The 13,094-nt window shown below is 71.1% G+C and carries 12 protein-coding genes; 10 read left to right on the forward strand and 2 right to left on the reverse strand.

Going from position 1 to position 13,094, the window contains the following annotated elements:
- Positions 1–112 precede the first annotated feature (112 nt).
- The 4 genes from ACGFR9_RS22060 (at position 113) to ilvD (ending at position 4,603) form a co-directional block, all read left to right on the forward strand.
- Positions 113–1,045 carry a Ppx/GppA family phosphatase gene (locus ACGFR9_RS22060; protein ID WP_393211210.1) on the forward strand — a complete coding sequence of 311 codons (933 nt, stop codon included), beginning with the start codon at positions 113–115 and terminating at the stop codon, positions 1,043–1,045.
- Positions 1,046–1,149: 104 nt separating this feature from the next.
- Positions 1,150–1,983: a sugar phosphate isomerase/epimerase family protein gene (locus tag ACGFR9_RS22065; RefSeq protein WP_393211213.1), complete on the forward strand. Its 834-nt coding sequence runs from the start codon at positions 1,150–1,152 to the stop codon at positions 1,981–1,983.
- Entirely contained in the window at positions 1,980–2,636 is a 657-nt protein-coding gene (locus ACGFR9_RS22070; RefSeq protein WP_393211216.1) for a TetR family transcriptional regulator, read from the forward strand. Before ACGFR9_RS22065 ends, ACGFR9_RS22070 begins: the two co-directional genes overlap by 4 nt.
- Before the next feature lie 113 nt (positions 2,637–2,749).
- Entirely contained in the window at positions 2,750–4,603 is a 1,854-nt protein-coding gene (gene ilvD / locus ACGFR9_RS22075; protein WP_393211218.1) for a dihydroxy-acid dehydratase, read from the forward strand.
- Between the two features lie 196 nt (positions 4,604–4,799).
- Here the strand turns inward: ilvD and ACGFR9_RS22080 are convergent, their stop codons facing one another.
- Positions 4,800–6,890, reverse strand: a complete 2,091-nt coding sequence (locus ACGFR9_RS22080) for a serine/threonine-protein kinase (RefSeq protein WP_393211220.1) — start codon at positions 6,888–6,890, stop codon at positions 4,800–4,802.
- A 182-nt stretch (positions 6,891–7,072) separates the two neighbouring features.
- Here ACGFR9_RS22080 and ACGFR9_RS22085 point away from each other — a divergent pair, with 182 nt between their 5' ends.
- From ACGFR9_RS22085 to proC, 6 genes are all read left to right on the forward strand, one after another.
- Positions 7,073–7,396: an SH3 domain-containing protein gene (locus ACGFR9_RS22085; protein ID WP_393211222.1), complete on the forward strand. Its 324-nt coding sequence runs from the start codon at positions 7,073–7,075 to the stop codon at positions 7,394–7,396.
- A gap of 91 nt (positions 7,397–7,487) precedes the next feature.
- Positions 7,488–7,994 (forward strand): EamA/RhaT family transporter, encoded by a 507-nt coding sequence (locus tag ACGFR9_RS22090; RefSeq protein ID WP_393211224.1) that lies wholly within the window; start codon positions 7,488–7,490, stop codon positions 7,992–7,994.
- Positions 7,995–8,043: 49 nt separating this feature from the next.
- On the forward strand, positions 8,044–8,841 hold the full coding sequence (locus ACGFR9_RS22095; protein WP_393211227.1) for a class I SAM-dependent methyltransferase: 798 nt from the start codon (positions 8,044–8,046) through the stop codon (positions 8,839–8,841).
- A 33-nt stretch (positions 8,842–8,874) separates the two neighbouring features.
- The gene (locus ACGFR9_RS22100; RefSeq protein WP_393211230.1) at positions 8,875–9,666 is read left to right on the forward strand and encodes an ABC transporter ATP-binding protein; all 792 of its coding nucleotides are present in this window, start codon (positions 8,875–8,877) and stop codon (positions 9,664–9,666) included.
- Positions 9,663–10,433, forward strand: a complete 771-nt coding sequence (locus ACGFR9_RS22105) for an ABC transporter permease (protein ID WP_393211233.1) — start codon at positions 9,663–9,665, stop codon at positions 10,431–10,433. Before ACGFR9_RS22100 ends, ACGFR9_RS22105 begins: the two co-directional genes overlap by 4 nt.
- Positions 10,434–10,571: 138 nt before the next feature.
- Positions 10,572–11,384 (forward strand): pyrroline-5-carboxylate reductase, encoded by an 813-nt coding sequence (proC, locus tag ACGFR9_RS22110; RefSeq protein ID WP_311642909.1) that lies wholly within the window; start codon positions 10,572–10,574, stop codon positions 11,382–11,384.
- A gap of 11 nt (positions 11,385–11,395) precedes the next feature.
- Here proC and trpS read toward each other — a convergent pair whose 3' ends face one another.
- Positions 11,396–12,430: a tryptophan--tRNA ligase gene (gene trpS / locus ACGFR9_RS22115; RefSeq protein ID WP_393211236.1), complete on the reverse strand. Its 1,035-nt coding sequence runs from the start codon at positions 12,428–12,430 to the stop codon at positions 11,396–11,398.
- Positions 12,431–13,094 lie beyond the last annotated feature (664 nt).

Below are 13,094 nucleotides of genomic sequence, written 5' to 3' on the forward strand. Positions count from 1 at the left end.
TTTTCGTCTTTGGCACCCGTCCAGGGTAAGTCGCCCGCCCCCGAGCCCGGCACCGGCTCGACCACCGGGAAAAGGGCATCACACCGCGCGGTGGGCAATAGCATTTCCGTACATGAGACTCGGTGTCCTCGACGTGGGTTCGAACACGGTGCATCTGCTGGTGGTGGACGCACACCCCGGCGCCCGCCCGCTGCCCGCCCACTCGCACAAGGCGGATCTGCGCCTCGCCCAGCTCCTCGACGACGACGGAGCCATCGGCCCCGGCGGGGTCGACAGGCTGATCTCGATCATCCAGGAGGCGCTCCAGGCCGCCGAGGACAAGGGCGTCGAGGAACTGCTGCCGTTCGCGACCTCCGCGGTCCGCGACGCCGGCAACGCCGACGACGTGCTCACGCGTGTGCGCGAGGAGACCGGGGTCGAGCTGCAGGTGCTCAGCGGCGACGAGGAGGCCCGGCTCACCTTCCTCGCCGCCCGCCGCTGGTTCGGCTGGTCGGCCGGGAAGCTCCTCGTCATCGACATCGGCGGCGGCTCCCTGGAGATCGCCTACGGCATGGACGAGGAACCCGACGCCACGGTGTCCCTGCCGCTCGGCGCCGGCCGTCTCACCGCCGCGCGGCTGCCCGGTGACCCGCCCGAGCCGGACGACGTACGCGCGCTGCGCCGCCATGTCCGCACCGAGATAGCCCGCACGGTCGGGGACTTCAGCCGTCTGGGCGCCCCCGACCACGTGGTGGCCACCTCCAAGACCTTCCGGCAGCTCGCCCGTATCGCGGGCGCCCCCGGCTCCGCCGAGGGCCTGTACGTCCAGCGCGAACTGAAACGGGAGTCCCTGGAAGCCTGGGTTCCCAGGCTCGCCGCCATGACCACCGCCGAGCGCGCCGAACTGCCCGGCGTCTCCGACGGCCGCGCGGGCCAGCTGGTCGCCGGCGCGCTGGTCGCGGAGGGCGCCATGGACCTCTTCGGCGTGGAACGCCTGGAGGTCTGCCCCTGGGCTCTCAGGGAGGGCGTCATCCTCCGCAGACTGGATCACATGGGCCAGGGGTAGCGGTCCCGGGCCTCCGGCACACACGGCTCCGCCCCTATGGCAAACACCACAACGGCGAACACTCACCCCGCACCCACCCGACCCCACCCCGTAACCTGAGGCTCGTGGCAGAAGCAAGGGACGTAGTCCGCATCCCGGATGCGAAGGTCGCCCTGTCGACGGCCTCCGTCTACCCGGAGTCGACGGCGACGGCCTTCGAGATCGCCGCGCGCCTCGGCTACGACGGCGTCGAGGTCATGGTGTGGACCGACCCGGTCAGCCAGGACATCGAGGCGCTGCGCAGACTCAGCGACTACCACCGCATCCCCATCCTGGCCGTCCACGCGCCCTGCCTGCTCATCACGCAGCGCGTGTGGTCCACCGACCCCTGGACCAAGCTCCAGCGGGCCCAGGCCGCCGCGGAGAAGCTCGGCGCCGGCACGGTCGTCGTCCATCCCCCCTTCCGCTGGCAGCGGCAGTACGCCCGCGGTTTCGTGGACGGCATCTGGCGGATGGCCGGCGAGACGGACGTGCGGTTCGCCGTGGAGAACATGTACCCCTGGCGCTACCGCGACCGCGAGATGCTCGCGTACGCCCCCGACTGGGACGTCACCAAAGAGGACTACCGCCACTTCACGATCGACCTCAGCCACGCCTCGACCGCCCGCACCGACGCCCTGCGCATGATCGACCGCATGGGCGACCGCCTGGGGCACGTCCACCTCGCCGACGGCAAGGGCTCCGCCAAGGACGAGCACCTGGTGCCGGGCCGCGGCGACCAGCCCTGCGCCGAGGTGCTGGAAGGGCTCGCCGCGCGTGGCTTCGACGGCCATGTCGTCATCGAGGTCAACACCCGCCGGGCCATGTCGGCCGCGGAGCGCGAGGCCGACCTCGCCGAGGCGCTGGCGTTCACGCGCCTGCACCTGTCCTCCTCCGCGATCGAGGTGCCGCGCGGATGACCGGCCGCACCGCGAGCGACGGCCCGGACGCCTCCGGCGCCCCCGCGCGGGGCAATGGCACGGCCCGCCGCCGAGGCCGCCCGCCCCGTACGGAATCGGCCGGCACCCGGGAGCGCATTCTCGACACCGCGCGTGAGGAGTTCGCACAGCGCGGCTACGAGAAGACGTCCGTCCGGGGTATCGCCAAGGCGGCCGGTGTCGACTCCGCTCTGGTGCACCACTACTTCGGCACCAAGGAGCAGGTCTTCGAGGCCGCCGTCGAGGTCGCCTTCGCGCCGGTGCTCACCGCGCGGAGCACGGTGCTCGAAGGACCGCTCGACGAGGTGGGCGAGCGGATGACACGGATGATCTTCGGGCTCTGGGAGAGCCCCGTCACCCGGGCCCCGCTGCTCGCGATCGTCCGCTCCGCCGTGAACAACGAGATCGCGGCCGGTGTCTTCCGCCGTCTGGTCGCCAGTCAGCTGCTGCGCCGGATCGCCGGACAGCTCGACGCCCCGGACGCCGAGCTCCGCGTGGAGCTCGCCGCCGCCCAGATGGTCGGGATCGCGATGATCCGCTACGTGATCAAGGTGGAGCCGCTGGCGTCGGCGGACCCCGAGCTGATCATCGGACGAGTGGCGCCCGTGGTGCAGAGGCACCTCACCGGCCCCTGAACCACCATCGGCGGCTGAGACATGCGTCCCGCATTCCGGACACCCTGTCCCGCCCTCTGGATGACCGGCGTACGCTCGACGGCAGTCATTACTCTCCGAAGGAGCGAGCGACGATGCCCGAGCTGAGGTCCCGCACAGTCACCCACGGCCGCAACATGGCGGGCGCCCGCGCCCTTATGCGCGCCTCCGGTGTACCGGGTGCGGACATCGGCCGCAAGCCGATCATCGCGGTCGCCAACAGTTTCACCGAGTTCGTCCCCGGCCACACCCACCTGGCCCCGGTCGGCCGGATCGTCAGCGAGGCGGTCACCGCGGCCGGCGGCATCCCGCGCGAGTTCAACACCATCGCCGTCGACGACGGCATCGCGATGGGCCACGGCGGCATGCTGTACTCCCTGCCCTCCCGCGACCTGATCGCGGACAGCGTGGAGTACATGGTCGAGGCGCACCGCGCGGACGCCCTGATCTGCATCTCCAACTGCGACAAGATCACCCCGGGCATGCTCAACGCGGCCCTGCGGCTGAACATCCCCACGGTGTTCGTCTCCGGCGGCCCGATGGAGTCCGGCCGGGCCACCCTGGTCGACGGCACGGTCCGCACGCTGGACCTGGTCGACGCGATGTCGGAAGCGGTCAACGAGAAGATCTCCGACGCGGACATCCTCCGTATCGAGGAGAACGCCTGTCCCACCTGCGGCTCCTGCTCCGGCATGTTCACCGCCAACTCGATGAACTGCCTGACCGAGGCGATCGGACTCTCCCTGCCCGGCAACGGCTCGGTCCTCGCCACCCACACCGCCCGCAAGGCGCTCTACGAGAACGCCGCCCGCACGGTCCTCGACCTGACCCGCCGCTACTACGAACAGGACGATGACTCGGTCCTGCCCCGCAGCATCGCCACCCCCGCGGCCTTCGGCAACGCCATGGCGCTGGACATCGCGATGGGCGGCTCCACCAACACGATCCTGCACCTGCTGGCCGCCGCCCAAGAGGCCGAGGTCTCGTACGGCCTCGCCGAGATGGACGCCCTCTCGCGCAGCGTCCCCTGCCTGGCCAAGGTCGCGCCCAACGTTGCCAAGGACCGCACGTACTACATGGAGGACGTGCACCGCGCGGGCGGCATCCCCGCCCTGCTCGGCGAACTGCACCGCGCGGGCCTGCTCAACGAGGACGTCCACTCCGTCCACAGCCCCTCCCTGGCCGACTGGCTGAAGACCTGGGACGTGCGCGGCGGCTCCCCGTCCGCGGAGGCTGTCGAGCTGTGGCACGCGGCCCCCGGCTGCGTGCGCTCCGCCGAGGCCTTCTCCCAGTCCGAGCGCTGGGACACCCTCGACGACGACGCCGAGGGCGGCTGCATCCGCTCCGCCGAGCACGCCTACTCCAAGGACGGCGGCCTGGCGGTCCTGCGCGGCAACCTCGCCGTCGACGGCTGTGTGGTGAAGACGGCAGGCGTCGACGAGTCCATCTGGACCTTCGAGGGCCCGGCGGTCGTCTGCGAGTCGCAGGACGAGGCCGTGGAGAAGATCCTCACCCAGCAGGTGAAGGAGGGCGACGTCGTCGTCATCCGCTACGAGGGCCCCAAGGGCGGTCCCGGCATGCAGGAGATGCTCTACCCGACGTCGTATCTGAAGGGCCGCGGCCTCGGTAAGGCCTGCGCCCTGATCACCGACGGCCGCTTCTCCGGCGGCACGTCCGGTCTGTCCATCGGCCACGCCTCCCCGGAGGCCGCGGCCGGCGGCACCATCGCCCTGGTCGAGGACGGCGACCGTATCCGCATCGACATCCCGAACCGCGCGATCGAGCTGCTGGTCGACGAGGCCGAGCTGGCCCGCCGCGAGCAGGCCCTCGACGGGCGGTACGCCCCGAAGAACCGCGAGCGCAAGGTCTCGGCGGCCCTGAAGGCGTACGCGGCGATGGCGACGAGCGCGGACAAGGGCGCGGTGCGGGACGTGAGCAAGCTGGGCTGAGACCCCGCCGGACCGTACGGAGGCCGCTCCCGCGCCACGCGGAGGCGGCCTCCGCCGTGCATCCCACGCGTGCGCATCGCGCGGGGCGGTTTCGCGGTCATCGGGTGTCGGGGTGCGTGCGGCCGCCCTGGACGGGCGTCGGCAGCGCGGCGGTCGGGTTTCCACGTCTGCGCATCGCGCGGGGCGGCCTCCGCCGTCACCAGGTCCCGGGGTTTTGTCCGTCAGCGGCGAACACGGTTCCGTCGGGCGCGGACGCGTAGACCCGCCCGTCCGCCACCACCGGCGCCGGCAGCGCGGCGGCCACCGTACCGGCCTCGCCGAGCCGCGACGGCGTCTGCCCGGCCAGCCGCCCCGACTTCGCGTCCACCGCGAGCAACCGCCCGTCGGGCGCGGTGAGATACACATGGCGGCCGTCGGAGACGGGTGCGGAGCCGCGCGTGAGGCCCGTTTCCAGGCTCCACAGCTGCTCATCCGCCTCAAGGTCCACGGCGGTGAGGGTGCCGCCCGTCCCCATGAGGTGGACAACCCCGCCGTGGACGGTGCCCTGGGCCTGCTCCAGCGCTGCGGAGAGCGCGACCCGGCGCGTCGCTCCCGTCTCCGGGGTGTAGCCGATCACGGCGTCCGTATCGCCGTAGACGCGGTCGGAGGAGGTGAGGAGGACCGTTCCGCCGTGCGTGCCGACGGGTTCCAGCTCCCCTTCGAGCCGGGCGTCCCACCGCACGTCCCCGCTGACCGGATCGACGGCGGTGACACGCGTGCGCGACCCGTCGTCGGACGGGCTCGTCGCGTACGCCAGCGGATCCCCGGCGAAGGAGACGAGGCGCGGCGCCCCGTGGCCGGGGACACGATGGCTCCACCGCGTCCCGCCCGTGGCGCCGTCCACCGCGGTGACCGTGCCGTCGGCCCCGGTCAGCAGCAGGGTGTCCCCGGCGGACGCGAGCCCGCCGTGCGCGGGAACGTCCCGCTTCCAGCGCGTTGCCCCGGAGCCGGGATCGAGCGCCTCCACGTGCCCGTCCCGCGTGGGCGGCGACAGCACCAGCCCGCCCACCACGGCCGGCGTCCCGCTCCCGTCGGCGGAGGCGACGGCGTGCCGCCACCGCAGACGGCCGTCGGACGGATCGAGCGCGAAGACCTGCCCGGCCCGCGCACAGAGCAACTGCCCCGCCCCGTAGGAACACCGGGGCATGCCGTTCCCGGGCCCCGGTGCGGCCCACGCGCGGAAGGCGGCCGACGTGGTCCGCGGCGTGTCGTCCTTCGGCGGGACGCTCTCTCCGCCGGTCAGCTGAACGGTCGCCAGCGCGGCGAGCACCGCGACCCCGAGAGCCCCGAGGCCGAAGACGACCCGCCTGCCTCCGGGACGCCCGGTCCGGACCGGCTCGTCGGCAACGCCGACCCGCGGCTCCGGCTCCGGCTGATCTCCCGCGCGCTGCGCCGGTATGAACACCTGAGTGTCGTACGAGGCAGCCACCGAGCGCAGTTCCCGCATCAGCTCGTCCGGAGTGGGCCGGTCCTCCGGCTCCTTGGCCAGGCAGCGCACGATGAGCGGCGCCAGGCCCTCCGGCACACCGGTCAGGTCGGGTTCGTCGTGGACGACCTGGTAGGCGACCACGTACGGACTGTCCGAGTCGAACGGCCCGCGTCCGGTCGCCGCGTGCACCAGCACGGACCCCAGCGCGAAGATGTCGGCGGCGGGCCCGACCTCCCGCGGCCGGCGGAACTGCTCGGGCGCCATGAACGGCGGCGTACCGATCAACTTGCCGGTCTCGGTCCGCAGTTCGCTGTCCTTCGGCCGGGAGATGCCGAAGTCGATGACCTTGGGCCCGTCCTCGGCGAGCAAAACGTTGCTCGGCTTCAGATCCCGGTGCACGACCCCGACCCGGTGAATGTCGCGCAGCGCCTCGGCCAGCCCCGCCATCAGCCGGCGCACTTCGGCCGGCGCCATGGGACCGTTCCGCTTCACATGGTCGGCGAGGGTCGGACCGGGAACGAACAGGGTGGCCATCCAGGGCCGCGCAGCCTCGGGATCGGCGTCGACGACCGACGCGGTGAAGGCGCCGCTCACCCGGCGAGCCGCCCCCACCTCCTGCCGGAATCGGCCCCGGAACTCCGGGTCCTTGGCGAACTCGGCGTGCACGACCTTCACCGCGAGCTGCTTGCCCGAGGTGCTCCGGGCCAGATGTACGACCCCCATACCGCCCGAGCCGAGAAGCGACTCCAGACGGTAGTGACCGGCGTACTCCGGACGTTCCGCCTCCACACCCGCCCCGGTGTCCTGATGTGGCGCCATGGGAACACCCCCGTGCTGTTCGTCCGCGCGCGCGACGCACGGAGCCTAGTCGATTACCCGTGCGAGACCGAGGCGACTTGCTAGCCTCCGCGTGCGAGTTGTGAACGCGTGTTTCATGGCTTGTTCCAGGGGAATCAACGTGACCCCATGGCAGTCATGGGGTTCAACGGGGGGAGTTTCACATGTCTGTCGAAGACATCGAAGAGGTCGAATCCGGCACGGAGGAGGCCGTCACGACGACGGCGGTCTCGGCGACCCGCTACTACTCGGTCGCCCCGGGCGTCCGCCTGAACGTGCGCAGCGGTCCCGGCACCGGCTACACCATCGTCCGCGTCCTGGCCGAGGGCGCGAAGGTCCCGATCTTCTGCCAGGCACCGGGCACCAGGGTGACGGGCCCGTACGGCACGTCGAGCATCTGGGACAACATCGACAACGGCGAGTTCGTCTCGGACACGTACGTGTACACCGGCCACGACGACTACTTCCGCCCGCGCTGCTCCTTCTGACGGGCCCCGACGCACCACGAGCCGCGCCGGGAAACCCGGTGCCGCCGGTCCCGGCCGGTCCCGGCGGTACCCGCGGAGCCATAATCGACGCGTGAGCGCAGAGAACGGCACCGCGGGTTCCCCGGGTACCCCCGCCGGCCCCCAGCCCGAACCCATCCGCTTCTTCGGCACCACCTGGGTCGGCCACACCGGCGGCTACGCGGCCCGCCGCGCCGGTGTGGCCGTCGGCTCCCTCGCGGCCGCGGCCGCCGCCTGCTTCGTCCTGCGCATCGCCTACCAGGGACTCCAGATCGCCGACATCGGCAGCTTCGTCACGGTGCTGATGATTGTGATGTTCGCGATCTGCAGCGCGCTCGCCTTCCGGCACACCTGGTCCGCGTTCGCCACCCGCCCCGACCCGGAACGCCAGGCCTCGCTCCGCGGCCTCCTGGCGATCGGCTTCATCGGCTCGCTCGTCGCCTACTTCTTCCGCTCCCTCACCGAGGCCCCGGGCGAGAGACTGCACCGCGCGGAGTACGACACGGCCCGCGCGGAGTACGAGAAGCGCACCACCCGCCGCTCCGGCAACCCCTCCAAGAAGCGCCGCCGCAGCACCTGACCTCCCGTAAATCCCCTGGGCGCTCCGGTCACCCGGCCACCATGGCCGTATGACGACATCCGGAGCAGCCGACGAGGTCACGCACACCACCCGCGCCCACTCCTTCAACGCGGCAGCCGCCCAGTACGCCGCCCACCGCCCCTCCTACCCGCCCGCCCTCTTCGACACCATCGAGGAACTCACCGGCCGCCCCCTCGCCGGCTCCCGGGTCGTGGACGTCGGCGCCGGTACGGGCATAGCGACCTCCCGCCTGCACGCGCGCGGCGCCGACGTCATCGCCGTCGAACCCGGTGACGGCATGGCGGCCGAGTTCCGCCGCACCCTCCCCGATGTGCCGGTCGTCCGGGGCAACGGCAACGCCCTCCCCCTCACCGGCCACAGCGCCGACCTGATCACCTACGCCCAGGCCTGGCACTGGACCGACCCGGACCGGGCCGTCCCCGAGGCCGTACGCGTCCTGCGGCCGGGCGGTGCACTGGCCCTGTGGTGGAACACCGGGGCGGACGACGTGCCGTGGATCGCGGAGGCGTCCGCACGCGCCGACCGCCACTTCGGCCTCGACCTCTCCGCCGAGAAGCGCAACATCCACGCCCGCGTCGCCGACCCCTCCGGCCGCCTCGACTTCGTCCGCCGCGTCGTGCGCTGGAGCCGTCACGTCCCCCTCGACACCCACCTGGCCAACCTCGGCAGCCACTCGGTCTTCCTGACCCAAAGCGCGGAACGCAGCGCGGCCTACCTCGCCCAGGAGCGACGGCACGTCCTGGACGTCTTCCCGGACGGCGTCGTCGAAGAGACCTACGACGTCATCCTCCTCCTCGCGACCGCCTCCCCGCCGCCGACGGCTTGACGCCGCCCGCGGGCCGGGAGGAGTATTCATCACATGATGAATTACTCCTCCCGGGCCGCGGAGGAACCGGCCGTCCGGGCCCGGGACCTCACCGTCGTCCGAGGCCCCCGCACCGTCCTGCGCGGCCTCGGCTTCTCCGTCCCGCACGGACAGATCACCGGCCTCCTCGGCCCCTCCGGCTGCGGCAAGTCGACCCTCATGCGGGCCGTCGTCGGCACCCAGGCCAAGGTCACCGGCACCCTCGACGTCCTCGGCCACCCCGCGGGCCACCCCGGCCTGCGCACCCGCATCGGCTATGTCACCCAGGCACCCTCGGTCTACGACGACCTGACCGTCCGCCAGAACCTCGACTACTTCGCCGCGATCCTCGACCCCGGCCGAGCCGCCGCGGCCCGCCGCGCCGAACACGTCACCCGCGCCATCACCGACGTCGACCTCACCGGCCACGCCGACGCCCTCGCCGGCAACCTCTCCGGCGGACAACGCAGCCGCGTCTCCCTCGCCGTGGCCCTCCTCGGCACCCCCGACCTCCTCGTCCTCGACGAACCCACCGTCGGCCTCGACCCCGTGCTGCGCCGCGACCTCTGGCAGCTCTTCCACACGATCGCCGCCGAACGCGGCGCCACCCTCCTGATCTCCTCCCACGTCATGGACGAGGCCGAACGCTGCCACCGCCTGCTGCTCATGCGCGCGGGCGAACTCCTCGCCGACGACACCCCCGACGCCCTCCGCGACCGCACCGGCGCCGACACCGTTGAGGCGGCCTTCCTGCACCTGGTCGACGAAGCGACCGCGGCAGGCCGTACGAAGGAGACCACCCGATGAGCACGACCACCCCCGCGCCCACCCGCGCCCTCAGCGCCTCCCGCACCACCGCCACCGCCGCCCGGGTCCTGCGCCAGCTCCGCCACGACCCGCGCACCATCGCGCTGATGGTCCTCATCCCCTGCGTGATGCTGTTCCTGCTCCGCTACGTCTTCGACGGCAGCGCCCGCACCTTCGACAGCATCGGCGCATCACTTCTCGGCATCTTCCCGCTGATCACGATGTTCCTGGTCACCTCGATCGCCACCCTGCGCGAACGCACCTCCGGAACCCTCGAACGCCTCCTCGCCATGCCCCTCGGCAAGGGCGACCTCATCGCCGGCTACGCCCTCGCCTTCGGCACCCTCGCGATCATCCAGTCCGCCCTTGCCACCGGCCTCGCCGTCTGGTTCCTGGGCCTCGAAGTCACCGGCAGCCCCTGGCTGCTCCTTCTGGTGGCCCTCCTCGACGCGCTCCTGGGCACCGCCCTCGGCCTCTTCGTCTCCGCCTTCGCGGCCTCCGAATTCCAGGCCGTCCAGTTCATGCCGGCGGTGATCTTCCCCCAGATCCTCCTCTGCGGCCTCTTCACCCCCCGCGACAACATGCACCCGGTCCTGGAGGCGATCTCCAACGTCCTCCCCATGTCCTACGCCGTCGACGGCATGAACGAGGTCCTCACCCACACCGACCTGACCGCGGCCTTCATCCAGGACACGGCCATCGTCACGGGCACCGCCCTCCTGGTCCTGACCCTGGGCGCGGCCACCTTGAAACGCCGGACAGCATGAACAGCCCGTCCGGCACGTGAGGACGAGGCCCGCAGAGCCGAAAACCGACATCCCGCCCACCGGACGCCCCAGCCCCACCCGCCCCGTGGATGCGAGGATGCCCACAGGACGACGCACCCCCGGAGGGCACCCACAGCCATGACCCAGAAAGTCGCAGTCCTCGGCACCGGCAAGATCGGCGAAGCCCTACTCAGCGGAATGATCCGCTCCGGCTGGCCCCCCGCCGACCTTCTCGTCACCACCCGCCGCCAGGAACGAGCCGAAGAACTCCGCACCCGCCACGGAGTCACCCCGGTCTCCAACCAGGAAGCCGCAAAGACCGCGGACACCCTGATCCTCACGGTCAAACCGCAGGACATGGGCACCCTCCTCGACGAACTCGCCCCCCACATCCCCGCCGACCGCCTGATCATCAGCGGCGCCGCGGGCATCCCCACCTCCTTCTTCGAGGAACGCCTCGCCGCCGGTACGCCCGTCGTCCGCGTCATGACCAACACCCCCGCCCTCGTCGACGAGGCCATGTCGGTCATCTCCGCCGGAAGTCACGCCACCGCCGACCACCTCACCCACGCCGAGGAGATCTTCGGCGCCGTCGGCAAGACGCTCCGCGTCCCCGAGTCCCAGCAGGACGCCTGCACCGCCCTCTCCGGCTCCGGCCCGGCGTACTTCTTCTACCTGGTCGAAGCCATGACCGACGCCGGCATCCTGCTCGGGCTGCCCCGCGACAAGGCCCACGACCTGATCGTCCAGTCCGCGATCGGCGCCGCGACCATGCTCCGCGACAGCGGCGAACACCCGGTGAAGCTCCGCGAGAACGTGACCTCTCCCGCAGGCACCACCATCAACGCCATCCGCGAACTCGAGAACCACGGCGTACGAGCCGCCCTCATCGCCGCCCTCGAAGCCGCCCGCGACCGCAGCCGCGAACTCGCGAGCGGCACCAAGGACTGACGCCCGGCCTGCTACCGGGCCGCGTTCAGCACAGGCGACCCGGTATCAGCGCCCGCCGGCAGCAGACCGATCGCCCGATACGCGGCATCCACGGTCGGCCGAGCCATGCCCCGCGCCCGCTCCGCACCATCCCGCAGCACCTCCTCCACATAGCCAGGATCAGCGCACAACTCCTTGTGCCTCTCCCGCACGGGCCTCAAGACCTCGACCACCGCCTCCGCGGTGTCCCTCTTCAGATCCCCGTACGACTCATATACACCGGCCAGCGCCTCCGGGTTCCCACCCGAGCAGGCAGCGAGGATCTCCAGCAGATTCGCCAGTCCAGGCCGCGCCTCCCGGTCGTAGACGACGTCCCGCTCGCTGTCGGTCACCGCACGCATGACCTTCTTCCGAGCCACGTCCGGCTCGTCCAGCAGATAGACGATGCCCGGCCCGCTGTCGTCGCTCTTGCCCATCTTCGACGAGGGCTCCTGCAGATTCATCACCCGCGCCGCCACCGACGGATTCGTCGCCTTCGGCACGACGAACGTGTACCCGTACCGCTGGTTGAACCGCACTGCGAGATCCCGCGCCAGCTCCACATGCTGCGTCTGGTCGAGCCCGACCGGCACCTCGTCCGTCCCGTACGCCAGGATGTCGGCCGCCATCAGCACCGGATACGTCAGCAGCGACAGCCGCACGCTCCCACCCCGCCGCTGCTCCCGCGTGGCCTTCTCCCTGTACTGGATCATCCGACGCATCTCGCCGTCCGTGGCCACGCACTCCAGCAGATACGACAGCCGCGCGTGCTCGTCCACATGGCTCTGCACGAACACCGTGCACAGCGCGGGATCCACCCCGGACGCCAGCAGCAACGTCGCCGCCTGCCGGCTCAGCCTGCGCACCCGCGCGGGATCGTGGTGCACGGTGAGCGCGTGCAGATCGACGACGCAGAACAACGCGTCCGCCTGGTGCTGGTCGACCGCGGCCCACTGCCGCATGGCTCCCAGGTAGTTCCCCAGGGTCAGATGCCCGGTCGGCTTGATCCCACTGAAGACCCGTGTCATCTCTTCACAGCTCCGTCTCCGGTCAGAGGCCGCCGTCCCCGGCCGGCCGCCCCTCGGAGTCCTGGAGGGAGAAACAGCAACGGCCGCCGAGGCGGCGGCCGTTGCTTGCGTACGTAGAGGGCGGCCGCCGTCAGGCGGCCCACCAGAACTGGCTGTACGTACGCATGGTCATACGGGCCACAGTACGCCCGGCGAGGTGGACGAGGCAGCGAGTTGACACGACCCGGCGGCATCCGTACTGTTCTCCGAGTTGTCCGACGTGAGCACCGACCCCGGTCGGTCCCCGGACAGCCTTTCCGCAAGTACCACTCCTGATCGACGTCAGCAGTCTGTCTGCAGGCGCGTCATTGGCGTGTGTATTCGCGAAATGAGGAATCCGCACCCGAAAGGGAGCAGGACCCCGATTAGGTCGGGGGCCGGGAATCCGCTAAAGTCTCACTCGTCGGAACGGCCCAACGGCCGGGAAGGCAACTCAATCTGACTGAAAATCAGGCCCGAAAGGATCTGATACAGTCGGAACCGCCGGAAAGGGAAACGCGAAAGCGAGAACCTGGAAAGCACCGAGGAAGTCGGATCGGAAAGATCTGATAGAGTCGGAAACGCAAGACCGAAGGGAAGCGCCCGGAGGAAAGCCCGAGAGGGTGAGTACAAAGGAAGCGTCCGT

Source organism: Streptomyces sp. NPDC048584 (assembly GCF_043199595.1).
Classification (GTDB): Bacteria; Actinomycetota; Actinomycetes; order Streptomycetales; family Streptomycetaceae; genus Streptomyces; species Streptomyces edwardsiae.

What these genes read in the sequence shown, in the direction of transcription:
- ACGFR9_RS22105 (WP_393211233.1), top strand. Translation starts at nt 9,663, where the DNA reads ATGAGCACGACCACCCCCGCGCCCACCCGCGCCCTCAGCGCCTCCCGC.
- ACGFR9_RS22060 (WP_393211210.1), top strand. Translation starts at nt 113, where the DNA reads ATGAGACTCGGTGTCCTCGACGTGGGTTCGAACACGGTGCATCTGCTG.
- ilvD (WP_393211218.1), top strand. Translation starts at nt 2,750, where the DNA reads ATGCCCGAGCTGAGGTCCCGCACAGTCACCCACGGCCGCAACATGGCG.
- ACGFR9_RS22100 (WP_393211230.1), top strand. Translation starts at nt 8,875, where the DNA reads ATGATGAATTACTCCTCCCGGGCCGCGGAGGAACCGGCCGTCCGGGCC.
- ACGFR9_RS22085 (WP_393211222.1), top strand. Translation starts at nt 7,073, where the DNA reads ATGTCTGTCGAAGACATCGAAGAGGTCGAATCCGGCACGGAGGAGGCC.
- proC (WP_311642909.1), top strand. Translation starts at nt 10,572, where the DNA reads ATGACCCAGAAAGTCGCAGTCCTCGGCACCGGCAAGATCGGCGAAGCC.
- trpS (WP_393211236.1), bottom strand. Translation starts at nt 12,430, where the DNA reads ATGACACGGGTCTTCAGTGGGATCAAGCCGACCGGGCATCTGACCCTG.
- ACGFR9_RS22095 (WP_393211227.1), top strand. Translation starts at nt 8,044, where the DNA reads ATGACGACATCCGGAGCAGCCGACGAGGTCACGCACACCACCCGCGCC.
- ACGFR9_RS22070 (WP_393211216.1), top strand. Translation starts at nt 1,980, where the DNA reads ATGACCGGCCGCACCGCGAGCGACGGCCCGGACGCCTCCGGCGCCCCC.
- ACGFR9_RS22080 (WP_393211220.1), bottom strand. Translation starts at nt 6,890, where the DNA reads ATGGCGCCACATCAGGACACCGGGGCGGGTGTGGAGGCGGAACGTCCG.